This is a genomic window from Rhizobium oryzihabitans, from assembly GCF_010669145.1.
Taxonomy (GTDB): Bacteria; Pseudomonadota; Alphaproteobacteria; order Rhizobiales; family Rhizobiaceae; genus Agrobacterium; species Agrobacterium oryzihabitans.
Genome location: NZ_CP048632.1, coordinates 2,372,693 through 2,397,753 on the forward strand (window position 1 = coordinate 2,372,693; position 25,061 = coordinate 2,397,753).

The 25,061-nt window shown below is 58.8% G+C and carries 18 protein-coding genes, 4 pseudogenes and 2 riboswitches; of the genes and pseudogenes, 10 read left to right on the forward strand and 12 right to left on the reverse strand.

Translation table 11 applies throughout. From position 1 onward, the window contains the following. Positions 1 to 14: 14 nt before the first annotated feature. Together G3A56_RS12180 and metA are read right to left on the reverse strand one after the other, a co-directional pair. Entirely contained in the window at positions 15 to 1,034 is a 1,020-nt protein-coding gene (locus G3A56_RS12180; protein WP_082183163.1) for an aldose epimerase family protein, read from the reverse strand. A 74-nt stretch (positions 1,035 to 1,108) separates the two neighbouring features. Continuing rightward, positions 1,109 to 2,035: a homoserine O-acetyltransferase MetA gene (gene metA / locus G3A56_RS12185; protein ID WP_082183160.1), complete on the reverse strand. Its 927-nt coding sequence runs from the start codon at positions 2,033 to 2,035 to the stop codon at positions 1,109 to 1,111. Positions 2,036 to 2,116: 81 nt separating this feature from the next. After that, a riboswitch (SAM riboswitch) is annotated at positions 2,117 to 2,193 on the reverse strand. A 90-nt stretch (positions 2,194 to 2,283) separates the two neighbouring features. On the opposite strand from metA, the gene G3A56_RS12190 reads away from it, so the two are divergent. The 7 genes and pseudogenes from G3A56_RS12190 (at position 2,284) to G3A56_RS12220 (ending at position 10,583) form a co-directional block, all read left to right on the forward strand. Then, a complete protein-coding gene (locus G3A56_RS12190; protein ID WP_082183158.1) occupies positions 2,284 to 2,937 on the forward strand; it encodes a thiamine diphosphokinase in 654 nt (217 codons plus the stop codon). A gap of 4 nt (positions 2,938 to 2,941) precedes the next feature. Next, a complete protein-coding gene (locus G3A56_RS12195; protein WP_082183155.1) occupies positions 2,942 to 4,768 on the forward strand; it encodes an ABC-F family ATP-binding cassette domain-containing protein in 1,827 nt (608 codons plus the stop codon). Between the two features lie 92 nt (positions 4,769 to 4,860). Beyond that, on the forward strand, positions 4,861 to 5,253 hold the full coding sequence (locus G3A56_RS12200) for a VOC family protein (protein WP_035221756.1): 393 nt from the start codon (positions 4,861 to 4,863) through the stop codon (positions 5,251 to 5,253). Between the two features lie 45 nt (positions 5,254 to 5,298). Continuing rightward, positions 5,299 to 5,409: riboswitch (TPP riboswitch) on the forward strand. 37 nt (positions 5,410 to 5,446) lie between these two features. After that, positions 5,447 to 6,459 (forward strand): annotated as a pseudogene (gene thiB, locus G3A56_RS12205) (thiamine ABC transporter substrate binding subunit). 19 nt (positions 6,460 to 6,478) lie between these two features. Continuing rightward, a pseudogene (thiP, locus tag G3A56_RS12210) lies at positions 6,479 to 8,102 on the forward strand (thiamine/thiamine pyrophosphate ABC transporter permease ThiP). Beyond that, on the forward strand, positions 8,099 to 8,815 hold the full coding sequence (locus G3A56_RS12215) for a thiamine ABC transporter ATP-binding protein (RefSeq protein ID WP_082183149.1): 717 nt from the start codon (positions 8,099 to 8,101) through the stop codon (positions 8,813 to 8,815). Before thiP ends, G3A56_RS12215 begins: the two are co-directional and overlap by 4 nt. Before the next feature lie 307 nt (positions 8,816 to 9,122). Continuing rightward, positions 9,123 to 10,583, forward strand: a complete 1,461-nt coding sequence (locus G3A56_RS12220; RefSeq protein WP_003492523.1) for a M48 family metalloprotease — start codon at positions 9,123 to 9,125, stop codon at positions 10,581 to 10,583. Positions 10,584 to 10,641: 58 nt separating this feature from the next. On the opposite strand, the gene leuC is transcribed toward G3A56_RS12220, so the two are convergent. Beyond that, on the reverse strand, positions 10,642 to 12,063 hold the full coding sequence (gene leuC, locus G3A56_RS12225) for a 3-isopropylmalate dehydratase large subunit (RefSeq protein WP_003492521.1): 1,422 nt from the start codon (positions 12,061 to 12,063) through the stop codon (positions 10,642 to 10,644). A 430-nt stretch (positions 12,064 to 12,493) separates the two neighbouring features. Between leuC and G3A56_RS12230 the strand changes: the two are divergent. Continuing rightward, a pseudogene (locus G3A56_RS12230) lies at positions 12,494 to 13,770 on the forward strand (MFS transporter). 154 nt (positions 13,771 to 13,924) lie between these two features. On the opposite strand, the gene G3A56_RS12235 reads toward G3A56_RS12230, so the two are convergent. The 4 genes and pseudogenes from G3A56_RS12235 to rplS form a co-directional block, all read right to left on the reverse strand. Next, the gene (locus G3A56_RS12235; RefSeq protein ID WP_082183144.1) at positions 13,925 to 14,887 is read right to left on the reverse strand and encodes a rhizobiocin; all 963 of its coding nucleotides are present in this window, start codon (positions 14,885 to 14,887) and stop codon (positions 13,925 to 13,927) included. A gap of 191 nt (positions 14,888 to 15,078) precedes the next feature. Beyond that, positions 15,079 to 16,391 (reverse strand): annotated as a pseudogene (locus tag G3A56_RS12240) (HlyD family type I secretion periplasmic adaptor subunit). Continuing rightward, positions 16,384 to 18,120 (reverse strand): type I secretion system permease/ATPase, encoded by a 1,737-nt coding sequence (locus G3A56_RS12245; protein WP_082183139.1) that lies wholly within the window; start codon positions 18,118 to 18,120, stop codon positions 16,384 to 16,386. The pseudogene G3A56_RS12240 and the gene G3A56_RS12245 overlap by 8 nt, the downstream one beginning before the upstream one ends. A 234-nt stretch (positions 18,121 to 18,354) precedes the next feature. Further along, complete coding sequence (gene rplS / locus G3A56_RS12250) at positions 18,355 to 18,894, reverse strand: 50S ribosomal protein L19 (RefSeq protein ID WP_003492508.1); 540 nt, start codon at positions 18,892 to 18,894, stop codon at positions 18,355 to 18,357. A gap of 267 nt (positions 18,895 to 19,161) precedes the next feature. Between rplS and G3A56_RS12255 the strand changes: the two genes are divergently transcribed. After that, the gene (locus G3A56_RS12255) at positions 19,162 to 19,908 is read left to right on the forward strand and encodes a sulfite exporter TauE/SafE family protein (RefSeq protein WP_035241222.1); all 747 of its coding nucleotides are present in this window, start codon (positions 19,162 to 19,164) and stop codon (positions 19,906 to 19,908) included. Here the strand turns inward: G3A56_RS12255 and trmD are convergent. From trmD to ffh, 5 genes are all read right to left on the reverse strand, one after another. Further along, positions 19,890 to 20,588, reverse strand: coding sequence for a tRNA (guanosine(37)-N1)-methyltransferase TrmD (gene trmD, locus G3A56_RS12260; protein ID WP_003492502.1), 699 nt, complete (start codon positions 20,586 to 20,588; stop codon positions 19,890 to 19,892). The genes G3A56_RS12255 and trmD overlap by 19 nt on opposite strands. A gap of 4 nt (positions 20,589 to 20,592) precedes the next feature. Beyond that, positions 20,593 to 21,159, reverse strand: coding sequence for a ribosome maturation factor RimM (rimM, locus tag G3A56_RS12265; protein ID WP_003492500.1), 567 nt, complete (start codon positions 21,157 to 21,159; stop codon positions 20,593 to 20,595). A 120-nt stretch (positions 21,160 to 21,279) separates the two neighbouring features. Then, positions 21,280 to 21,657: a 30S ribosomal protein S16 gene (gene rpsP, locus G3A56_RS12270; RefSeq protein ID WP_003492498.1), complete on the reverse strand. Its 378-nt coding sequence runs from the start codon at positions 21,655 to 21,657 to the stop codon at positions 21,280 to 21,282. 33 nt (positions 21,658 to 21,690) lie between these two features. Beyond that, positions 21,691 to 22,008, reverse strand: coding sequence for a chorismate mutase (locus tag G3A56_RS12275; RefSeq protein ID WP_082183136.1), 318 nt, complete (start codon positions 22,006 to 22,008; stop codon positions 21,691 to 21,693). Positions 22,009 to 22,019: 11 nt separating this feature from the next. Then, a complete protein-coding gene (gene ffh / locus G3A56_RS12280; protein ID WP_003492495.1) occupies positions 22,020 to 23,588 on the reverse strand; it encodes a signal recognition particle protein in 1,569 nt (522 codons plus the stop codon). Between the two features lie 282 nt (positions 23,589 to 23,870). Between ffh and G3A56_RS12285 the strand changes: the two genes are divergently transcribed. Then, the gene (locus tag G3A56_RS12285; RefSeq protein WP_035241219.1) at positions 23,871 to 24,986 is read left to right on the forward strand and encodes an MBL fold metallo-hydrolase; all 1,116 of its coding nucleotides are present in this window, start codon (positions 23,871 to 23,873) and stop codon (positions 24,984 to 24,986) included. Positions 24,987 to 25,061 lie beyond the last annotated feature (75 nt).

Here is a 25,061-nt window from a genome sequence, read left to right on the forward strand (position 1 = left end):
GCCAGCCCGCCACCTCAGCCCTTCTTGAAAATATAATCGGTTTCCTGACGCAGCGTTTCGCCCGGCCGAAGGATCGCGTGCGGAAAATCGGGGTGATTAACGGCGTCCGGCCATATCTGCGTTTCCAGACAAAAACCGGCAAAGGGGCCGTAGTGGCGGCCATCGAGACCCGCAACGGGAACGTTCAGCTTGAAGGCCGAATAGAATTGCACGCCGGGTTCGGTGGTGTGAACCTCAAGCGCGATATCGGAGGCGGGCGAATAGGCGCGGGCAACCTTGCGCTTGGCGCGACGCTCTGGTGAAAGGCAAAAATTGTGGTCGTAGAGAACCTGCTCGCCATTCTCCTTGCGCCGCATCGGCGTCGGGTGTCGCAGGTCGAAGACGGTGCCCTCGACGGAGCGGATTTCGCCGGTCGGTATCTGCTTGTCGTTGGTCGGCAGGTAAAAGTCGGCGGCGATGCTGATCTCATGCCCCAATGCGGTATCTGCGCCATCGAGATTGAAATAGGAGTGCTGGCAGACATTGGCGATGGTCGGCTTGTCAGTCACCGTTTCATAGACCACCGAAAGCACGCCGCCGTCGCGGATCGTATAGGTGGCGGTAACAGTGCAATTGCCGGGATAACCGGCGCGGCCATCGGGATCGATGATCTGCAGAACCGCATGGCTTTCGCCATGTTCCATCAGCATCCAGTTGCGTTTGCCCATGCCGTCGCTGCCGCCATGCAGGTGGCTGACGCCTTTTTCGTTCAGTTCCAGCTGGTATTCATGCCCGTCGATCGAGAATTTGCCATCACCGATACGGTTGGCATTCCGGCCGGGGGTGGCGCCGAAATAGGACGAATATTTGTAGTCCTCGAATGTATCGAAGCCGAGGACGAGCGGCGGCTGGTGGCCCTCAAGGCGCAGATCCTGAATGACCGCTCCCCAGGTGATAACCTTGGCCGTCAAGCCGCCCTTCGAGATGGTGACGCGCTCGACCTTTTCGCCGGTTGCCGTGAAACCGAAATTCTCCCGTGCCGCCGCGTCGCTCATGGCGTCCTTCTCCCGATATCTTTGAATTGCCGGCGGACGTTGCGTCATTTTCCGGCAATTCGCAATCCCGCAATTTACGCGGCGATTTCCCCGATGGATTCGAGATCGTAGGGCGTCGTCTGGTATATCTCGTTGATCCAGTTGCCGAAAAATAGATGGGCGTGGCTGCGCCAGCGGTTGAGCGGGGCTAGTTCCGGATCATTGTGCGGAAAATAATCATGCGGCAGCTTGATAGGCACGCCGGCATTCGCATCGCGGAAATATTCATCCGAAAGCGAGGTGGAATCATATTCGACGTGGTTGAACATGTAGAGGCGGTTGCCGGCTTTCTCATGCACCAGACACACGCCCATTTCCTCTGACTCCATCAGGATTTCGAGCTCGGGATGTTTTTCGATGTCAGTGCGGCGCACTTCCGTCCAGCGTGAGACCGGAACCTGGAAATCGTCCGAAAAGCCGTTCAGATAGATCGATGAAGGGCAGAGATTGCGGTGACGATAAACACCGAAAGCCTTTTCCTTCAGTTCGTATTTCGGCACACCGTGGAAATGGTAGATGGCGGCCATCGCGCCCCAGCAGACGTTCAGCGTCGAATGGACATTGGTTTGCGTCCAGTCGAAAATCTTTTGCATCTCGTCCCAGTAGGTCACATCTTCATAGTCCAGCATTTCGATGGGCGCGCCGGTGATGATGAAGCCGTCGAACTTGCGGTGGCGCACTTCCTCCCAGGTCTCGTAGAAGGACAGAAGGTGCTCTTCCGGCGTATTCTTGGCGCGGTGGCCGCCGATGCGTATCAGAGAAAACTCCACCTGCAGCGGCGAAGCACCGACGAGGCGCGCCATCTGCACTTCCGTCTTGATCTTGTTCGGCATGAGATTGAGAAGCCCGATTTGGAGCGGGCGGATATCCTGCCGGATGGCCGCCGTTTCAGTCATGACCCGCACACCCTCATGAACGAGGGTGTCGAAGGCGGGAAGCGTATCGGGAATCTTGATCGGCATGTCGAACTCTCTTTTCGGATGACGTAAAGAACGTTGCGAAAACAAAAAAACCGGCAGCGAAATCGCAGCCGGTCCCAGGAAATTGCCTTTTCCTCGACCCTTTAGCGACTTCTTTAAAGTGGCTGCAAGCCGGTCGGCAAATCACCACTGAGGCGTTTCATAATCCCGAAGCCGACGAAAATCAATATCGGCTGATTTCGTCGGGTTTCTGCCTTTCCATTTTTGCCTGAGGTGCGATAAGGCAGGGCATGGATAGAGAACGCTTCACCATTCTGCTTGGCGGCGATGTGACGGTTACCGACCGCCTGAAGCTGGCGGTTGCGAACAGCCGTGTGATCGCGGCCGATGGCGGCATGCGCCATGCTGCACCGCTTGATCTTACACCAGAGCTCTGGGTGGGAGATTTCGATTCCGCCAGCGCGGAGCTGATCAGCTCCTGGCCCGATGTGGAGCGCCAACCTTACCCGGCCGCAAAGGCCGTGACCGATGGCGAGATCGCAGTCTCGGAGGCTCTTGCCCGCGGCGCGGGTTCGCTGGTGCTCGTTGGTGCACTGGGTGGGGCGAGAAGCGACCATGCGCTTCAGCATCTTCTTTACGCGGTGGCGCTTGCTGAGCGTGGTCTCGACGTTACGCTGACCTCCGGCGAAGAGGAGGCTCGCCCGCTTCTTGCCGGTTCCCTGGATATCGATCTGCCACCCGCTTCGCTGTTTTCCGTTGCCGGGCTCACCGCTCTTACGGGGCTTGATATCGGCAATGTGCGTTATCCGCTCAAGGATTTCTCGCTTGCTTTCGGCTCCTCCCGCACTATTTCCAATGTCGCGAATGGCGGGCTCGTGCATTTCTCGCTGAAAAGCGGCAAAGCCATCGTGCTCGCCCGCCCTTATGATCTGACCGGAGCCTGACGCCTTGGCACCCCCAATTTTGAAACTCGATGACATCAAGCTGACTTTCGGCGTGACCCCGCTGCTCGATGGCGCCAATCTTCAGGTGGAGCCGGGCGATCGCATCTGCCTTGTCGGGCGCAACGGTTCCGGCAAGTCGACCCTGATGAAGATCGCCGCAGGTCTGGTCGAAGCGCAGTCGGGCGAGGTTTTCCGCCACCCCTCCGCCACCATCCGTTATCTGGAACAAGCGCCGGATTTTGCAGGTTACGACACCGTGCAGGCCTATGCCGAGGCGGGGCTCGGGCCGGGAGACGATGCCTATCGTGTCACTTATCTTCTCGAGCATCTCGGGCTGACGGGACAGGAACATCCGGAAAGCCTTTCCGGCGGCGAAGCGCGGCGCGCGGCCCTTGCCCGCGTCATGGCGCCCGAGCCCGATATTCTGATGCTGGACGAGCCGACCAACCATCTGGACCTGCCCACCATCGAATGGCTTGAAGGCGAATTGCAGCAGACGCGCAGCGCGTTGGTGCTGATTTCGCACGATAGGCGTTTTCTGGAGAAGGTCTCCACCTCGACCGTGTGGCTCGATCGCGGCCAGTCGCGCCGTCTCAATCGCGGCTTTGCGCATTTCGAGGAATGGCGTGACAAGGTGCTGGAAGAGGAAGAACTGGAGCAGCACAAGCTCGGCAAGGCCATCGAGCGCGAAGAACACTGGATGCGTTATGGCGTGACTGCCAGACGCAAGCGCAACATGCGCCGCGTGGGCGAGCTTCAGGCCATGCGCGCGGAATATCGCGGTCACAAGGGACCGCAGGGCGCGGTGCAGGCGACGGCCGCTGACGTGCGGGAATCCGGCAAGCTGGTCATCGAGGCCGAGGCCATCACCAAGTCTTATGGCGAGCGCGTGATAATCGCACCGTTTTCGCTGCGGGTGCATCGTGGCGATTGCATCGGTCTCGTCGGCCCGAATGGTGCGGGCAAGACCACGCTTCTGAAGATGCTGACCGGACAGCTTGAGCCGGACAGCGGCACGGTGAAGCTCGGCACCAATCTCGAGATAGCGACGCTCGACCAGAAGCGCGAAGATCTCAATCCGAACGATACGCTTGCCCATTACCTCACCGACGGGCGAGGCGATAATCTGCTGGTCAACGGCGAACTGAAACATGTGACGGGTTACATGAAGGACTTCCTGTTCCAGCCGGAACAGGCCCGCACGCCGATCCGCAACCTCTCCGGTGGTGAGCGCGCCCGTCTTATTCTGGCGCGCATTCTGGCAAAGCCGACCAATCTGCTCATCCTCGACGAGCCGACCAACGATCTCGATATTGAAACGCTCGATCTGTTGCAGGAAATCGTTGCGGGTTTTTCCGGCACGGTCATCCTCGTCAGCCACGACCGCGATTTCCTCGACCGCACCGTTACTTCCACCATTGCGCCCGCCAATCCGGACCAGCCGGATGGACGCTGGATCGAATATGCCGGTGGCTATTCGGACATGATGGCGCAGCGAAAGGGTGCGGCGGAAGAAAAACGCAAGGCGGAGAAGCAGGAAAGGGCGAAGGCCGCACCTTCCGCTTCCGCGTCGCAGGACCCTTCAAAGGCCAAGGCCAAGCTTTCCTTCAAGCAGAAGTTCGCGCTCGAAAATCTTCCCAAGGAGATGGAAAAGGCGCAGGGCGAAATCGCAAAGCGCGAGCAGCGCATGGCCGATCCCAATCTCTTCACCAAGGATCCCGCTGCCTTCAACACGCTGGCGCAGGAAATGACAAAGCTGCGCGAAAAGCTTGAAGCCATGGAAGAGGAATGGCTGGAGCTGGAGATGCTGCGCGAGGAAATTGAGGGGTGACTGCGGTCGCGATTTCTTGACTGAGGCCTCATCCGCCTTTGACAGGGAGGCGGAATTGCCGTTTCCTGTGCGGGTTCGGAGGAGTTCAGAAAATGCGCATGATCTTCGTCAATCTGCCGGTCAAGAATATCGAGACATCCAGAAGCTTCTTCACGGCTCTCGGTTTCAGCTTCAATCCGGAATATTCGGATGACCGCACGCTCTGCATGATCGTTGAGGAGAACATCTTCGTGATGCTTCTCCAGGAAGAGCGTTTTCGCGATTTCATCAATGGCGATATCGCCGATGCGACGCGCAGCACAGAGGTGTTGACCTGTCTTACGGCGGGAAGCCGCGAAGAAATCGACCGGATGATCGAAACGGCGCTTGCTTCCGGCGGAAGCGGCTGGAAACCTGTTCAGGACCATGGCTTCATGTATGCCGGCAGCTTTCAGGATCCGGACGGTCACGTCTGGGAACTGGTCCATATGACGGCGCAGGGCTGACGGCAGCCATCTTGCCAATCAGAGACGGCGGGACTACATCATCATCATGATCTAACGGGGTGTCTTTTGTGCTTGCGTGCAAAAGGCTGAGAGGCTTGCCAACCCGAAGAACCTGATCCGGTTCATACCGGCGGAGGGATTAGACGGCTTCAAGGCAAGCGGCTATTTCCCTTTTTGTTATGAGGAGGTACCCGTGCGCCGTCGTCTTTTCCCGAGTTTTCTCGTTGCCGCTTCGCTGTTTCTGCCCGGTCTTGCCGCTGCGCAAGATAAACAGGAACTGACCGTCTACACCTATGAAAGCTTCGTTTCCGAATGGGGTCCCGGCCCCAAGGTGAAGGAAGCCTTCGAGAAGGTCTGCGGATGCACGCTCAATTTCGTTGGCGTGGCGGATGGTGTTGCGCTTCTCAACCGTCTGAAGCTTGAAGGCGCAGGGTCCAAGGCGGACGTCGTCGTTGGTCTCGACACCAATCTGGTCGCGGAAGCGAAACAGACCGGTCTCTTTGATGTCAGCGGCATCGATGCATCGGCGGCCAAGGTGCCGGGCGGTTACAAGGACGATGTTTTCGTGCCCTACGACTACGGGCATTTCGCCGTCATCTATGACACGCAGACGGTGAAAAACCCGCCGACGAGTCTCAAGGACCTCGTGGAAGGCGACCCCTCGCAGAAGATCGCCATTCAGGACCCGCGCACTTCCACGCCGGGGCTTGGCCTGCTGCTCTGGGTAAAGTCGGTTTATGGCGACAAGGCCCGGAAGCCTGGGCGAAGCTCAGAAAGCGCATCCTCACCGTCACGCCGGGCTGGTCGGAATCCTATGGCCTCTTCACCAAGGGTGAGGTTCCGATGGTGCTCTCCTACACCACGTCGCCTGCCTATCACATGGTCTCGGAAAAGACGGATCGCTATCAGGCCGCGGCTTTTTCCGAGGGGCACTACATCCAGATCGAGGTTTCCGGCCTTCTCAAAAACGCGCCGCATAAGGAACTGGCGAAGCAGTTCCTCGCTTTCACGCTGACATCAGGATTTCAGGATGCCATTCCGGAAAACAACTGGATGATGCCGGTCGCTGAAACGTCCAAGCCCCTGCCCGAGGCGTTCTCCAAACTCGTCGTGCCGCAGAAGACATTCCTGATGGACCCGGAAGAGGTGGCGAAGAACCGCAAGGCCTGGATCGACGAATGGCTTGCAGCCATGAGCATGAATTGAGGAAGAGGCACGCCCGCGCATGATGCTGCGTCGCGACTACAGGTGGTCGATCATTGCCGGAACGGCGGCCTTTGCCGCCGTTTTCCTGTTCATGGCGCTCGCTGTCGCGGCCCTTCTGTCTTTCGATGCCGGTGCACCCGCCGCCGGCATCATGGATGCCTATACGCTGCGCATCCTGCGTTTCACGCTTTATCAGGCAACGCTGTCGACCGTCCTATCGATCCTTCTAGGCCTGCCGGTGGCACTGGCGCTCTCCCGCCGACAAGATTTTCCGGGGCGGATATGGATCATCCGGCTAATGGCGGTGCCGATGGGGCTGCCGGTCATTGTCGGCGCCTTCGGCATCATCGCCATCTGGGGCAGGCAGGGTGTTTTGAATACGGCCCTTGTTTTTGCAGGTGCGGATGAGCCCTTCAGTATTTATGGCCTTTCCGGCATCCTCATCGCGCATGTGTTTTTTAATCTGCCGGTCGCGGTGAGGCTGATGCTGGCCGGGCTGGAGCGCATTCCGGGCGAATATTGGCGCATGGCCGCGAGCCTCGGCATGGGGCCGGTTGCGGTTTTCCGTTTCATCGAATGGCCGACGGTCTCGCGACTGGTTCCCGGCATTGCCGGGCTTGTCTTCATGCTGTGCGCCACAAGCTTCACGCTCGTGCTTCTGCTGGGCGGCGGGCCGGCGGCAACGACACTGGAAGTGGCGATCTATCAGGCGCTCCGGTTCGATTTCGATCCGCAGCGGGCGATTGCACTTTCGGTTCTGCAGATCGCCCTCACGGCGATACTGCTTGGCCTTCTCGCCTTTTTGCCATCGCCCGAGGCGGAAATTGCCTCGCTTGGCCGTCCCATTCGCCGTTTCGACGGCAAGGGCTCTGGTGCCCGTCTTTGGGACGGGATGGCCATCGCTTTTGCTGTTCTGCTGATTGGTCTTCCGCTTGTCGCCATAACAGTCTCAGGTCTGAATGCCGACCTGCTGCGCCTGCTGTCGGCGCCGATCTTCCTACGCGCTGCTGCGACCAGCCTTGCCATCGCCCTGCTATCCGCAGCCCTTGTCGTGCTCTGCTGCTTCGCGATCATCCGTGCGCGCCAGGCTGTGGCTTCCGGACGGCATGCCGCCCGACCGCTGCGATTTCTGTCCACCACGCTCGGGCGGGGTCTTCGCTTGTGCTCCTGGTGCCGCCCGTCGTGCTGGGAAGCGGGTGGTTCCTGCTGTTGCGGCCCTTTGGAGATGTCAGCGTTTATGCTCCCGTTCTTGTGGCGCTGATCAACATGCTGATGGCGCTGCCGCTTGCCATGCGGGTGCTGGAGCCAGCCTTCACCAGCCATTTTTTACGCACGTCTCGGCTCTCCGCCAGCCTTGGGCTTCAGGGACTGACGCGGCTGCGGTTTGCCGATCTGCCGGTTCTGCGGCGGCCTTTACTCATGGCGTTTTCCTTTGCCATGGCCCTCTCGCTCGGCGATCTCGGGCGGTTGCCCTGTTCGGTTCGGAAAGTTTCGTGACCTTGCCATGGCTGGTCTATAGCAATATGGGCAGCTACCGCACCAATGATGCCGCCGGATACGCATTCATTCTTGGCATCGTCTGCCTGCTGCTTGCCGCCGGCGGTGTTTCACGGCAATCCCAATCAGCAAGGGCGAACATATGACGGGCGATGAATTTGCCGTGGGGCTGGACAAGGTCACGCTGAGGCTTGGAACGCAGGATTTCGATCTTGATTGCACCTTCCCGCAAGGCCAGACGACGGCCGTGGTCGGGGCCTCCGGTTCGGGAAAGTCGACGCTCCTCAATCTCATCGCTGGTTTCGAGGTTCCCGATTCCGGGCGCGTCCTGATCGGCGGGCAGGACATGAAGGCGCTCGATCCTTCCGAAAGGCCGGTTTCATCGATCTTCCAGGACAATAATCTTTTCGCCCATCTCGATATCTTCACCAATGTCGCGCTCGGCATCAGCCCCGGGCTGAAACTGCGGGCGGAAGACCGGCAGAGGATCGACGTGGCGCTTACACGCGTGGGACTTGCCGGTTTTGACAAACGTTTGCCCGGAACGCTTTCCGGCGGGGAAAGGCAGAGGGCGGCGCTGGCGCGTGCGCTGGTCCGGAAAAGACCTGTCATGCTGCTCGACGAACCTTTCGCGGCCCTCGATCCGGGGTTGCGGGCGGGCATGGCCTCCCTGCTTCTGGACTTGCATGCTGAAACAAAAAACACGGTGATTATTGTCACCCACCATCCCGAAGACATAAAAAAGCTGGCGCAGCGGGTGGTTTTTCTTGATCGTGGCCGGGTCGTCTACACTGGCGCGACCGCAGATTTCTTCGCCACACAAAATGTGAAGGCGGTGGAGAGTTTTCTGAACGGCTGATCGCCTTATTTTCGACGCGCCTCGCTGGCAATCGCTTTAGATGACTTCAATGGCGCTAATTTGCACTTGCCAGTTTCAAGTTGTTGCCCGAGAAAAGACGAGAATTATTGCGTTCTTCAGGAATATTCCGGACTTGATGGATCGTTTTTACCGTTTCGACATTCATGGCTCGTTGGGGCGAATCTGTTATTCTGGTCTGCAATTAACGGATGATCAGGAACGTTAGGGGCAGGCATAGAGAATGAGAAATAGCATGACTGCACAGGGGAGGCTCTTCTCCCGTTCAGGCCTTAGCCGTTCGGGCAGGATGGCTGCCGCGTGGTCTTTGCTGACGGCGTCCGCTGTGCTCCTGTCGTCGTGCCAGTCTCTCTTCAGCCCGGCCTACCAGTCCACCTTGCGCCCCTCGGACAATCCGCAGACCGTGGAAGAGGTGCAGAAGAACGATCCCCGTGCCCAGATGGGCGCGCGTGAACATCCGCGTATCGTGGCGAGTTATGGCGGCGAATATCGTGACGCGAAGACGGAGCGGCTCGTCGCGCGCATCGCCGGTGCTCTGACAGCCGTTTCGGAAAACCCGCAGCAGTCCTACCGCATCACCATCCTCAATTCGCCTGCCATCAACGCCTTTGCGCTGCCGGGCGGTTATCTCTACGTGACGCGCGGGCTTCTCGCGCTCGCCAACGATGCCTCGGAAGTCGCAGCCGTGCTGTCGCATGAGATGGGCCATGTCACCGCAAACCACGGTATCGAGCGCCAGCGCCGGGAAGAGGCGGAGGTGATTGCGAGCCGCGTGGTTGCCGAGGTTCTGTCGAGCGATCTTGCCGGCAAGCAGGCGCTTGCACGTGGCAAGCTGCGGCTCGCGGCCTTTTCGCGCCAGCAGGAATTGCAGGCGGATGTGATTGGCGTGCGCATGTTGGGTGAGGCCGGTTATGACCCCTTTGCATCGCCGCGTTTTCTGGATTCCATGGCCGCCTATGCGCGTTTTTCCTCGGCCGATCCGGAAAACGACCAGAGCCTCGACTTCCTTTCGAGCCACCCCAACACGCCGCAGCGCATCGAGCTTGCGCGCCGGCACGCCCGTGCCTTTGGCCAGGAGGGGCAGGTCGGGGACCGTGGGCGCGACTGGTTTCTGGATGGCATAGACGGCCTGCTTTATGGCGACAGCCCGCAGGAAGGTTACGTCAGGGGCCAGACGTTCCTCCACGGAACGCTCGGAATCCGCTTCGACGTGCCGGAAGGTTTCGTCATCGATAACAAGGTGGAGGCGGTGCTTGCAACGGGGCCGGGCGATATGGCGATCCGTTTCGACGGCGTGGCCGACCCGAAGCAGACCACCCTTGCCAATTATCTGACCAGCGGCTGGGTTGCCGGCCTGATACCGGAAACCGTGAAGGAAACGCAGATCAACGGCCTGGAAGCCGCCACAGCCCGGGCGACCGCCGACAAATGGGATTTCGACGTGACCGTCATTCGTGTCGGGCAACAGATATTCCGTTTCCTGACGGCGGTGCCGAAGGGCAATGCGCAGCTTGATTCCATCGCCAACGTGCTGCGCACAAGCTTCCGCAAGATGACTCCGTCGGAGATCGCTTCACTGAAGCCGCTGCGGGTGCGGGTGGTGACGGTGAAGTCCGGTGAAACCGTGGCAACGATCGCCGCGCGGATGATGGGGACCGACCGGAAGCTCGACATGTTCCGCATGATCAATGCGATGAGCGCCACCGCTACGCTTCAGCCCGGCCAGCGGGTGAAGATCATTTCGGAATAAAGCTCAAAGAAAAACCCCGGATCGCTCCGGGTTTGCTGTTCAAGCCGTCGTCCGGCAATTATTGCCACTCACGCACATCGACAAAATGACCTGCGATGGCTGCTGCCGCCGCCATGGCGGGAGAGACGAGGTGGGTGCGGCTCTTGTAACCCTGACGGCCTTCGAAGTTGCGGTTCGAGGTGGAGGCACAGCGTTCGCCGGGCTTCAGGCGGTCGTCATTCATGGCAAGGCACATGGAGCATCCCGGTTCGCGCCATTCAAAACCGGCTTCGAGGAAGATCTTGTCCAGACCTTCCTTCTCCGCCTGTTCCTTCACGAGACCGGAGCCGGGCACAATCATGGCCGAAACGGTGGGAGCCACCTTGCGGCCATCGACGATCTTCGCGGCTGCACGCAAATCCTCGATACGACCATTGGTGCAGGAACCGATGAAGACGCGATCGATGGCAATATCGGTGATGCGTGTGCCGGGTTTCAGGCCCATATAATCCAGCGCACGCCACTTGGAAGTACGCTTGTTTTCTTCCTCGATATCATCCGGATTGGGAACGATGCCCTCTACGGAAGTCACGTCCTCAGGCGAAGAACCCCAGGAGACGATCGGCGGCAGGTTGGCCGCGTCGAGCACCACGACCTTGTCATAGTGGGCGCCTTCGTCGGATTTCAGCGTTTTCCAATAGGCGATGGCCTGTTCCAGCGTTTCGCCCTGCGGTGCGCGCGGCTTGCCCTTGATGTAATCGAAGGTGGTCTCATCCGGTGCGATCAGACCGGCGCGGGCTCCGCCCTCGATGGTCATGTTGCAAACCGTCATGCGGCCTTCCATGGAGAGTGACCGGATCGCCTCGCCTGCAAATTCGATCACATGGCCGGTTCCACCCGCCGTGCCGATCTCACCGATGATAGCGAGGATGATGTCCTTGGCGGTAACGCCATCCGGAACCTTGCCATCGACACGCACCAGCATGTTCTTGGCCTTCTTCTGGATCAGTGTCTGGGTCGCCAGAACATGCTCCACTTCAGACGTGCCGATACCATGCGCCAGCGCGCCGAAAGCGCCGTGGGTGGAGGTGTGGCTGTCGCCGCAGACGATCGTCATGCCCGGCAGGGTAAAGCCCTGTTCAGGGCCGACGATGTGGACGATGCCCTGGCGCTTGTCACGCTCGGAATAATATTCGACACCGAAATCCCTGGCGTTCTGCGCAAGCGCTTCCACCTGGATGCGGCTTTCCTCATTCTTGATGCCTTCCAGCCGGTCGGCTGTGGTGGGCACGTTATGATCAACGACAGCGAGTGTGCGGGTGGGCGAATGGACCGGTCGACCGGCGATGCGCAGGCCTTCGAAGGCCTGCGGGCTCGTCACCTCATGGACGAGGTGACGGTCGATGTAGAGAAGACAGGTACCGTCCGGATCACGATTGACGACGTGGTCGTCCCAGATCTTGTCATAGAGGGTGCGGGGCAGGGTGCTGGATGCGCTCATGGCTCAATTGCCTTGTCATGGAAAAGGTAAATCAGGGTTCAGTACGGCGGTGGACAGCGTGGTGCTGTCAGGCGAGCCTAAGTCGGCTGTTGAGCGCCCCGGAAATGCGCGCGAAAAATCGTGCCGGCAGACGCTTGTGGTCCTGCAGCACATATACATTCTGCGCGAGACATCCGAATTTAGATCCCATGGCGGTCTTCATAGCAGATTGCCGGTTTCGCGGCAATATGAATGCATGCCGACCGTAAAACGCTGACGCGGCGACTTAAATGTGCGCCGCACCATCTGCTTGCGACCTTGAAGTGCCTTTTTTGCAGCCCTTTCACCATTGGTTATGATGCAATGCAACTTGCGTATTTTGCGCCGCACATATAGATGGGTCCCCTTATCATTTGCATTTCGACGAGCAATCGAAGGGAGGGAAAAGCATATGGTATCGGAAAAATCCCTTATCTCGAAGATCACCTGGCGGCTGATGCCGTTTCTTGGCCTTCTCTATCTCATCGCCTATATCGACCGGCAAAACGTCAGCTATGCCAAGCTGCAGATGGTCGATGCGCTGAGCCTCAGCGAATATGCCTATGGACTTGGCGCTTCGCTGTTCTTCATCGGGTATTTCATTTTCGAAGTGCCCAGCAATCTGTTCCTCAACCGTTTTGGCGCCAGCAAATGGTTCGCCCGCATTCTGGTTTCCTGGGGTGCCGTCACCATCGCGCTTGCCTATACGCAGAATGCCACGATGTTCTACATCCTGCGCTTCCTGCTGGGGCTTTGCGAGGCCGGTTTCTTCCCGGGCGTGCTGTTCCTGATGACGCTGTGGTTCCCGCGCGATTATCGCGGCCGCATGATCGGCCTGTTCATGATCTTCAGTGCGCTTGCCAATGCGATCGGCGCACCGCTCGGCGGCATGCTGCTCGATCTCGATGGTTTCCTTGGTTATGCCGGCTGGGAGTGGGTGTTCCTGGCAACGGGTATTCCCGCCGTCATCGCCGGTATAGCCACCTTCTTCTATCTGGATGATACACCGGAAAAGGCGAAGTTCCTGACCCAGGCTGAGAAGGACTGGTTGAAGAACCGCTTGGCCGAAGAAAACAAGGGCATGGAAGAGCATGCGGAGGATGGCTTCAAGGCCCTGATCAATCCGCGTGTGCTGTTCATGGCGCTTTGCTATGTCGGCTTTCCGCTGGCGGCCTATGGTCTCAGCTACTGGCTGCCGACGATCGTGAAGAGCTTCGGCGTTTCCAACACCGCCAACGGCTTCATCAACATCATCCCCTGGGTGATCGTGGCCGTCGCCCTCTTCGTCGTGCCTCTGGCAGCCGACAAGGCGAAGAACAAGACGCCTTATATCGTCGGCCCTGCCTTCGTCGGCGCGTTTTGCCTGCTGATGTCGGCGCTGCTCAGCGACCCGGTCCTGCAGTTCGCCTTCCTCTGCATCGCCGCTGCGGGCATTTTCGCCGGCCAGCCGGTGTTCTGGAGCCTGCCCGGCCGCTTCCTGAGGGAGCAGGTGCCGCTGCCGGCATCGCCGCCATCAACTCCGTCGGCAATCTGGGTGGTTTCGTGGCGCAGAACGTGGTGCCATGGATCAAGGATCAAACCGGCAGCACGATTGCGCCAATGTTCTTCCTTGCCTTCTGCCTTGCGCTAGCAGGTGTGCTCGTCATCATCGCGGCGCGCAAAATGGGCAATCAGGCGGAGGCGGCCTGATTTCGGAAGGCGACAATGGGGGCACCTCGCCAGCTGTTGAGGCTTCTCGATCAAAGCCGTCCCTTGCCGCATCAACATAAAAAATTGTGGCCCGGACATGTGTCCGGGCCACTACTATTTAAGGGGTATTGTGCAGAAATTCTCTTTTAGAGAATTATGCAGTGAACCAGTCGCTGCCTGTCAGGTGAACACCCTCAAGAACGATTTTCTCGCCCTTGTGCGCGCCATCGACGTTGTAGCTTACAATGGTGTCTGCCTCATAGGTCGACACTGTCCAGTTGCTGATTGTCGTGCCGACCAGCTTCAGCTTGTCCATCGACGCATTGAAGCCGGTGATGGTGTCGGTAACAATGCTCTTGGCCATGTCGCCGAGATTGAAGACGAAGGTATCGGCGCCAGCGCTTGCAATGATGTGGTCGATACCCGTGCCGCCCGTTACCAGCGAAGAAGCAAGCTTTACGCCGCTGAGATCGATCGTATCGTTACCGGCGCCAGCGTTGATGGTGACGGAGGTGAAGCTGCCGTCGGTGACGCCAGCGCCACCGTTCACAACATTGGTGCCGGCAGCAATACCGCCCGTGCCCGCAGCAGAGGCGCTGTTGAACGCCGTGCCAGCCTTGACGGTGATGGTGTCGTTGCCTGCACCGGTGTCGATGTTGAAGGCATTTACCCAACCACTGTCATTCGAAACGACGGAGACGGTGACCGTGTCGTTGCCAGCGCCGGTGGTGATATTGCCGCGTTTGGCGTTCAGAACTTCGACATTGGAAGAACCTGTGCCGCCAAGGTAAACGTCAACGTGAACGAAATCCTTGAACGAAAGATTTTCAGAGGTCTCGGACTTGGCGAGAACGTTTTTCACCGAGTTCCATGCCGACGTTACGTCAAAGGTGAAGCCGTTCTTGCTGGCATCGTATCCGACATCGACATTTCCGCCTGCACCACTGCCGGGAACCGCGACGGCCGCGACGTTGACTACGCCGGAATCGAGCGAGGAGCCGTTCTTGGTCTGCGTCGTGGATTCCGTGAGGAGCTTATAAGCTTCCTGATCGACCAGATTGGTGAGCGATGAAACCGTGGAGGCACCGCCATTACCGAAGGTTACTGTTAATGCCATGTTACTCTCCCATAAATTTTTGAGAATGAAATGATGTGAAATTTACTTTTGGATAAATATGCTTGTGATATCTAATCCATAAAAATTGACAGTACAATATATATTAAATTGTTTTTTTAGAAAAATTGATTTTTGATTCTCTCGTGTCCTTTCGTGAAGATTTTACTATGAAACGGAATTTTTAAAGTAGTTTATTCCTGTATGAACGTTTCTCTCAGTCTATCCTGGAATGGTTTTACAAAATAAGAAAGAACGCTTCTTTCGCTTGTCTGTATGAATACTTCTGCGGGCATGCCGGGATATAGTTTTCCTCCGGGAAGATGTTCCATTCCAGCTTTGCTTGGTTTGATGCGCAGCGAATAATAGGATGTTCCAGTTCGGGAATCCGTTTGCAGATCGGGAGCAACGACGGCGACCTCCGCGCTGATATCCGGCGTAGTACTTTGATTGAATGCCGTGAAACGAATGGTTACCGGCTGTCCCACGTAAATCTGGTCGATGTCTCGCGGAACTATGTTGGCCTCGATTGCAAGCTCTTCCTTTTCCGGCACCACGAGCATCAGCACTTCACCCGGCTGGATCACGCCATTTATGTTGTGCACCGAGAGCTGATAGATGCGTCCTGCAATGGGCGAGCGAATATCGAGGCGATCCAGCTGGTCGCGTGTTGCCGCAAGCCGTTCTTCATATTCCGCCACCGTCGCTTCGATCGACGTCAGATCTTTGGTCACCTCGGACTTGCGGTCTTCGTCAAGCTGCAGCAACTGCAGGTCCAGTTCGCTCAGCTTGCCCACCGTCTGGGCCCTGGCCGCCATGTACTGGCCCTGCTGGCCTTCGAGATTGGAAAGCTGGCGCTTCAGGAGATTAAGGCGCTGAAGCGTCACGAGCCCCTTGCTGTAGAGCTCCTGCGTCTTGGAAACATCTTCCTTGACGATGACAAGCTCGTTGTCGGTCGCTCCCACCTGAACACCGAGGCCCCGGGCCTCATCGGCAAGCTGGTCCTTACGCGTCGCCAACTGCTTTTTCATGCCGCTCAGCGCGTTGCGGCGGCTGCTGAAAAGGCTCTGTTCGCTATCGATAAACGTCTTTGCAGCCTTGGAATTCGTCAGGGCCTCCAGATCCTCTGGAACGGAAAAGGAAGATGCCTCGGCAAGCTCAGCCCCAGACGCGCCCGGCGCGAATAGAGTTGTGCCAGCGTGTTCTCGACAATGGACAGGTTGGCCTGGACGATCGTATCGCTCAGGCGCAGCAAAACCTGGCCGGCGTCGACCCTGTCACCTTCGGCAACATCGATTTCGCTGACGATACCGCCGGAGAGATGCTGGATCTTCTTGGAATTGCCTTCCACAACAACCCGACCGGTGGCGACGACCGCGCCGGCAAGTTTTGCCAGAGCCGCCCAGCCTCCCAATCCAACCAGAAGACCGATAGCCAGAACGATCACCGCAGCCGAGTGTTTGGCGATAGACGCATGCGTCAAACCGGCTTTCTTTGTCTCAGCCATTTTCGCTCACCCGGTTTTCGATCTTGCGTGTTTCTTCCTCTGCTGCCGGTACCTGATGGATATTCTGCCGCAGGATCTGCGCAAGCACCTCTTCCTTGGTGCCGAAGCGGAACATCCGGCCATTGCTCATTACCATTACGAGATTGATGCTTTCGATGGCGCTGGGGCGATGGGCAATGACGACGACGATGCCGCCCCGCGCCCTGATGTCACCGATGGCGTTGCGCAAAGCGGCCTCGCCTTCGCTGTCCAGATTGGAGTTCGGTTCGTCGAGAAGCACGAAGAAGGGCTCGCCGAAAAGTGCGCGTGCAAGGCCGATGCGCTGTTTCTGCCCGCCTGACAATGCCTCTCCGCGGTCGCCAATATAGGTATCGTAACCATTGGGCAGGTTGAGGATGAGCTCGTGCACCTGTGCGGCCTTGGCGGCGGATACAATGGATTCCGCCGTCGCATCACGGTCGAAGCGGGCGATGTTCTGCGCCACAGTCCCCGGCATCAGTTCCACCTGCTGGGGCATATAACCGATGGATTTGCCGAGAACTTCGAAATCCCACTGGTTCAATGCCGCCCCATCGAAGCGCACGGAGCCGCGCTCATAAGGCCAGATACCGGTTATGAGACGCGCCAGCGTGGATTTGCCGGAGGCACTGGGGCCAATGATCCCAAGACCATCGCCCGCATTCAATGTGAACGAGATATCGGCAACGGTGTCGCGCGCGCCATTGGGTGGGCCACCGGTTACGCGATCAACGGCCACGGTAAATTGCGGACGCGGCAGGGAAAGCGGCGGAACGGGTTCCGGCACCAGTTCGAGAAATTCGTTGACGCGCTTCCAGCCCTGCCGCGCGGTCATGAAGCCGCGCCAGTTTGCAATCGCATGTTCAACAGGGCCAAGCGCCTTTGCCGAAAGGATCGAGCCCGCGATGATGCTGCCCGCTGAGGCATTCCCGTCAATAACAAGCACGGCGCCAATGGCCATGACGCCGGACTGCAGCAGCAGGCGGAATGTTCTGGAAATTGCTCCGAGCATGCCTGCCGTATCTGACGTCGACAGGGTGACGGCGCGGTACTGGTTATGCAGACCGTCCCACATCGATGTCACCGCCCCCATCATGCCCATGGTTTTGATGGATTCGATGTTGCGCTGGCTGCTGCCGACGAGGACGTTTCTCTGCCCACGCACGGCATAAGCCTGCTTGGTTGCCCTTTCCGTCAGCCAGTTGGTCAGAAGCGTCAGTATAACCAGGACGACCGCGCCGCCAAGCACGGCAAAACCGATCCAGGGATGCAGGGCAAAACAGATCAGCAGATAGATCGGCAGCCACGGAATATCGAAAAACGCGCCGGGGCCGGGGCCGGAAAGAAACTGACGCATCTGATCGAGATCGCCAACGATCTGCAGCGCGTCGACTTTAGCGGAGGCAACCAGCGGCGCACTGATCGATGCCCTGAAAAGCTTCTGATTGAGCGCGTCATCCATATTGTCCGAGATGCGTGCCAATATCCGGCCTCGCAAAACATCAAAGCCCATCAGAAACGCATAGAGGACCACGAGGAGAACGACCAGCGCCACAAGAGATGGAATACTCTTGCTTGGCAGAATGCGGTCGTAGACCTCCAGCATGAAGAGAGAGCCTGAAAGATGAAGTATATTCATCAATGCGCTGGCAAGGCCAACAGCAAAAAAAGCGCTCTCATTTTTTGTTAAAAAAGAATTAAAAAAAAGCATATCAACACCTAAAACTGCATGAAAATTGCACAATAAGTGAAATTAGGCAATGCTGTTCGAGTAAGACCTAAAGCAATATGCTTTTTGAACTCGGCCGGTCGATGTATTTTGAAGGGCGTGGGCGCGAAAAAGGCCGGTCCCGCTGCGCCGCGTTTCGGATCTCCCTGATATTTTTGCGCAACAAAAAAGGCGGCCCGAAGACCGCCTTTTCGTCAATCCATCTAAATGGAAATCTTATTCCGCTGCAGTTTCCGCAGCCTTCGCTGCTTCTTCCGCTGCCTTGGCTTCTGCTGCTTCGGCTGCTGCCTTCTCGGCGGCGAGAGCCTGTGCTGCTGCTACCTTTTCAGCTTCCAGACGTGCCTTTTCTTCGGCAACGGCCTGACGCTCGGACTCGTTCAGCTTGCGGGCGCGGGTACCGGTGTTTTCAACGATACGGGCAGCCTTGCCGCGACGGTCGCGCAGGTAGTAGAGCTTCGCGCGGCGAACCTTACCGCGGCGAACGATCTCAACGCCTTCGACCAGCGGGGAGTAGATCGGGAATACGCGCTCGACGCCTTCGCCGTAGGAGATCTTGCGAACGGTGAAGCTTTCGGAAAGGCCACCGCCGGAACGGGCAATGCAAACGCCTTCGTAGGCCTGAACGCGGGTACGGTTACCTTCGGTAACGCGCACGTTCACGCGCAGCGTATCGCCCGGAGAAAACTCAGGCAGGGTGCGCTTTGCTTCGATCTTGGCAGCCTGTTCGGCTTCCAGCTGCTGAATGATATTGGTCATGTTAACCTCTGATTTCTTCTGAAACAGCCAGAGCGCTCAACGTTCGTCCGTTGGTCAATGCCTTCGGACCATGCCTTGCGGCAGGAGCGGGTTCGCCATTCTTTGATTACGGTTAAAGGGGAAAACCCCAATTCCACGCGGGCACATACACGAGGCAGCGCCATTTGTCATCCCTTTCATGACAATATTTTATCAATTCTGCGTCGCGCTCGGGTGGTTGCGAAGGCGCATTCCTCCGGCTATGGCATGAATACCTTGGGAGGGGCCATGTCAGTTTTCATCGTTCTCATGCTGTTTGCGACCGGTTTCCTGTCGGGCGTCGTCAATGCGATTGCCGGTGGCGGCACTTTCCTGACCTTCGGAGCGATGACGCTTGCCGGCCTGCCGCCCATCGTCGCCAACGCCACGTCGGCGATCGTGCAGTTTCCGGGCTACATCACGTCGGTGATCGCCTACGGTCCGGAAATCCGTGCGCATTGGCGTGAAGCGATCCTCCTGTCTGCGGTTTCCGTCGTCGGCGGGCTGGCAGGGTCGCTGCTTCTGCTCTCGCTTGACAATCCCTCCTTCCGCCAGCTGGTGCCTTGGCTGCTTCTGGCGGCGACCGTCGTTTTCGCTGCCGGCCCATGGCTGCGGCCCAAGGCCAGTGCGGAACGGTCACCTGGTAATCTGCCGAGCCTCGTCTTTCAGGGGCTCGCCTCCATCTATGGCGGTTTTTTCGGGGCAGGAATGGGCATCATGATGCTGGCCATCCTCGGAATGACCTCGGGCGGCAGCTACCATCATCTGAACGCGCTGAAGAACCTCCTGTCGGTGGTGATCGCCGTCATCGCGATTACGATCTTCGTCAGTGGCGGCGTCGTTTCCTGGTGGGCGGCTCTCATCATGTTCCCGGCGGCTGCACTTGGCGGATATGCGGGCGTGCACACGGCAAGGCGGGTGCCGCAATGGATCATCCGCTGGCTGGTGATTGCGGTCGGGCTGATATTGACGGCCTATTACTTCGTTTCGACCTGAGCTTTTTTGAGAAGATCTGGCCGTCTTTCCTTCGTCAGCGCCAGCGCCTGCTCGTGCCGCCACTTGTCGATGACGGCATGGTTGCCGGAGGTGAGAACGGCAGGAATGTCACGGCCTTCCCAGACCTGTGGCCGGGTATAATGCGGGTGCTCCAGAAGCCCGCCTTCGAAGCTTTCATGAACGCCGGACAGATCGTTGCCCATCACGCCCGGCAGAATGCGGACGATGGCGTCCAGAAGCGTCAACGCCGCAGGTTCACCGCCGGAGAGGATGTAGTCGCCGATCGACACTTCCTCCAGCCCGCGTGCCTCTATGACCCGCTGGTCGACACCTTCGAAGCGTCCGCACACGATGATCGCGCCGTCGCCCGCCGCCAGTTCGCGCACACGATCCTGCGACAGTGGCTTGCCGCGCGGGCTCATCAGCAGGCGCGGTCGCGTATCGCCATTGGAAACATGGTCGATGGCGGCTGCGAGAATGTCGGGTTTCAGCACCATGCCGGCGCCACCGCCTGCCGGCGTGTCATCGACGCTTCTGTGCCTGTCGGTGGCGAATTCGCGGATCTGCACGGCCTCAAGCGACCATTGCTCGCGCTCCAGCGCCTTGCCCGCCAGCGAATATCCCAGGTGCCCCGGAAACATTTCCGGGTAGAGCGTCAGAACGGTAGCCTTGAACGTCATGGTTTTATTTCTTGCCGAACGGCGATCCGCCGGTTTCGTCTTTGTCGTCCGGATTGTCGATCAGGCCGGCAGCCATGGGATCGATGAGAATACGGCCGCCTTCCAGATCGATTTCAAGCACGGCAGATTCGGAAAACGGAATGAGCGCGGGTCGGCGGCCAGCGCCTTTGAGTTCCAGCAGGTCACCCGCGCCGAAATCGTAAACGGCGCTGACGGCGCCATAACTTTTGCCTTCGGCATCGACGGCTTCCAACCCTTCGAGATCGGCATAATAAAACTCGTCGTCATCAAGTTCGTCGTCAGGAAGATTGTCGCGGTCGATGAACAGTTCCAGACCGTTCAGGCTTTCCGCCGCATTGCGATCGTTGACGCCCCTGAAACGGACGACGACCACATTCTTGCCCTCGCGAACCTCCAGAATTTCGAAGATACGGCCATCGGCGGTGACCAGATTGCCATAATCGCCGAGCGCCATCGGATCGGCCGTATAGGTGCTGACACGGACTTCGCCGCGCAGACCCTGCGCGCCGCCGATCTTTGCCATGAGTACCGGGTTTTCCAGCTTTGCCATCGGGCCGTCCGTCTTCTGGTGTTGGTTGCGTCAGCTTTAAGGTTTGTTGACGCCAAAATAAACAAAAAACGGGCGGCATGGAAAACCACGCCACCCGTTCTTCAAAAGATTCCGCGCAGATTATTCTGCGGCAGAGGCTTCCGCAGCAGCAGCGGCTGCATCTTCAGCCTTCTGCTTCTTTTCTGCGACGCGTTCCAGGGCGCGCTTGCCCGGCAGTGCCTTTTCCGGGTTGCTGCGAGCGGCGCGCTCGGCAAGGCCGGCCTCTGCGAGGAAGCGCAGAACGCGGTCGGTCGGCTGTGCGCCCTTGGCGATCCATTCCTTGATGAGGTCAGCCTTCAGCTCAACGCGCTGCGGGTTGTCCTTGGCGAGCATCGGGTTCCAGGAACCGACCTTCTCGAGGAAACGGCCGTCGCGGGGCGAACGGGCGTCAGCAACGACGATCTGGTAATACGGGCGCTTCTTGGAACCACCGCGTGCGAGACGAATTTTAAGTGCCATTTTATTTACTCCTTAGGATGGCTTGTCCGCCGTTCAGGCGGTCTTTTCGGTGCCGCCATGTTCGGCGGCGATTGCTTCATGATGCCGGATGACTTCCTTGATGATGAAGTTCAAGAACTTCTCGGCGAAATCCGGGTCCAGATTGGCATCCTTCGCCAGATGGCGAAGGCGTTCGATCTGGTATTCCTCGCGCGCCGGGTCGGCCGGCGGCAAATTGTACTTTGCCTTCAGCACGCCCACCGCCTTGGTACAGCGGAAACGTTCGGCAAGAATATGGACCAGTGCGGCATCGATATTGTCGATCGACTGGCGGTATTCGGAAAGCTGGGTTTTCACTTCTGTATTGTTCACCGGTGTCCCCCTCACTTCTTTTTCGGAAAGCCGGGCAGGCCCGGCATGCCGCCAAGACCGGGCAGCTTGGCGCCACCCAGACCCGGCAATCCGCCCGGCAGACCACCAAGACCGGGCATTGCGCCCGGCTTGCCGAGACCGGCGGCTTCAGCCTGCTTCTGGAGCGCTTCAAGCTGCTTCGGATCGATATTCGACAGATCAGGCATGCCGCCGCCAAGGCCACCGAGGCCCATCTTGCCGGCAAGGCCGCCCATCATCTGCTTCATGATGCCGCCTTTGCCCTTGCCGCCCATGGCCTTCATCATGTCGGCCATGCCGCGATGCATCTTCAGAAGCTTGTTGATTTCAGCGGCATCCGTGCCGGAACCGGCGGCGATGCGCTTCTTGCGGCTGTGCTTCAGAATATCGGGATTGGCGCGTTCCGCCTTGGTCATGGAGGAGATGATGGCGATCTGGCGGTCGAACATCTTGTCGTTCATGCCGGCCGAAGCCATCTTATCCTTCATGCCGGCCATGCCGGGCATCAGCCCCATGATGCCGCCCATGCCGCCCATCTTCTTCATCTGGCCAAGCTGGTCGGCGAGATCGTTGAGGTCGAACTTGCCCTTGGCCATTTTCTCGGCCATGGAGCGGGCTTTTTCCGCATCGATGTTTTCGGCGGCCTTCTCGACCAGCGAGACGATGTCACCCATGCCGAGAATACGGTCGGCGATACGGCGCGGATGGAACTCGTCGAGTTCGTTCATGCGCTCGCCGATACCGATCAGCTTGATCGGCTTGCCGGTAACGGCGCGCATGGAGAGGGCCGCGCCGCCGCGTCCATCGCCATCCATACGGGTGAGCACGAGGCCGGTGATGCCGACGCGCTCATCGAAATTGCGCGCGAGATTGACGGCGTCCTGACCGGTCAGCGAATCCGCGACCAGCAGGATTTCATGCGGGTTGGACTTCTTCTTGATGTCGGCCATTTCCAGCATCAAGGGTTCGTCGATATGGGTGCGGCCGGCGGTGTCGAGAATGACGACGTCATGGCCGCCGAGTTTTGCAGCCTGCACGGCACGCGCGGCGATATCGGTCGGCGACTGGCCGGCGATAATGGGCAGCGTGTCGACGCCGGTCTGCACGCCGAGCTGGCGAAGCTGTTCCTGGGCTGCGGGACGGCGCGTGTCGAGAGATGCCATCAGCACCTTCTTCTTCTCGCGGTCCGTCAGGCGCTTGGCGATCTTGCCGGTGGTGGTGGTCTTGCCCGAACCCTGCAGACCGACCATCATGATGACGACCGGGGCGGCCGCATGCAGGTCGATCGAGACGCCTTCGGTGCCGAGCATCTCGACAAGTTCGTCATGCACGATCTTGACGACCATCTGGCCAGGCTTGATGGACTTCAGGACGGCGGCACCAACAGCCTTTTCACGCACTCTGTCGGTGAAGGAACGCACGACTTCCAGCGCAACGTCCGCTTCCAGAAGCGCACGGCGAACCTCGCGCAGGGCGGCGGCAACGTCGGCTTCCGTCAGCGCGCCACGGCCGGTCAGTCCATTCAGAATGGAACCAAGGCGGTCCTGGAGGTTTTCAAACATCGTTTCTTCCTTCTTCGTTCCGGGGTCTCCGAAACGTCGGTGCTTTCGCTGGCAAAAACAAGACGCAAAGCCAAAAAGCACCCGAGGGCGCATCGCGCTGTCGGGTGTTGACCTCCGGGATCTCTTTATACCTTTGCGGGTCCCGGTCGGCGGCTTGGAGTCGTGAAACTGCCAGCTGATTGGCGGGGATAAACAGGAAAGTGCGGGAAAAGTCAAGGCGGTGCCGGTTTTCAGCCGCGCGGCTACGCATTTCATCTTTGCGTGATCGGCTGCAAGCCGCGAATGGCGCCGCTTGAACGGCACCATTCCGCTCCCTATACCTTTAGCATGAACCGTCGAAACTTCTTTCGTTTTTCAACTCTTGGATTGCTCGCTGTGGCGGGCGGTGCGCTGTTTGCCCGCCGTTCGAACGCCAGCGCCTATTATAGTGGCCCGATCTCCGATCATTTCGACGGGGTGCGCTTCTTCAACCCCGGCGGTTCGCCGCCCGGCAATTTCATGGGCCTGCTCAAATGGCGCTTCAACGGCGAGCGCGCCACATGGCCGGAAGATTATCCGAGCCCCTTTCCGTTCGCGAAGCCGGAACCGCGGATCGACGGAAAAGATATCCGCGTCACCTTCGTCGGTCACGCCTCCTTTCTCATCCAGACGGCGGGGCTGAATATCCTCATCGATCCGGTATGGTCGCAGCGTACCAGCCCGTTCAGTTTTGTCGGTCCCAAACGCGTCAATGCGCCCGGTATCCGCTTCGAGGATTTGCCGCCCATTGATCTGGTGCTGGTGACGCATAATCACTACGACCATCTGGATATGGAAACGCTGAAGCGGCTGCATGTGGCGCACAAACCGCTTTTCGTCACGCCGCTCGGCAATGACGCAATCATCCGTACGGGCGTCGAGGCGGCGCGTATCAAGGTGGGGGACTGGGGCGATGTCGTGGAGACCGGTTCGGTCAAAATTCATTTCGAACCCTGCCACCATTGGTCCGCGCGGGGTCTCAACGACCGGCGCATGGCGCTCTGGGCGGCCTTCGTCATCGAAACGCCTGGCGGCAAGATCTACCATATCGGCGATACGGGTTTTCACGAGGGCCTCAATTATCACGCCGCGCGCAAGAAGCACGGCGAATTCCGTCTCGCCAACCTGCCTTTCGGCGCCTATGAGCCGCGCTGGTTCATGAAGGGCCAGCACCAGAACCCGGCGGAAGCCGTGGAAGGCATGAAGATCTGCGGTGCTGCACATGTCTGCGGCCACCATTGGGGCACGGTGCAGCTTACCGATGAAGCGGTGGATGCACCGCTTGCGGCGCTCAAGACAGCACTTGTCGGGCAGGAGGTAGAGGAGAGCCGTTTCCGGCCGATGCGCCCCGGCGAGGTTTTCGACGTGCCTGCCGCCTGAGCGGCTCACCGGTTTGCGCCGCAACAGTCTGGTAATTTGCCGTCCTTTCCGCCATATAGGGCGAAAGCGGGAGGC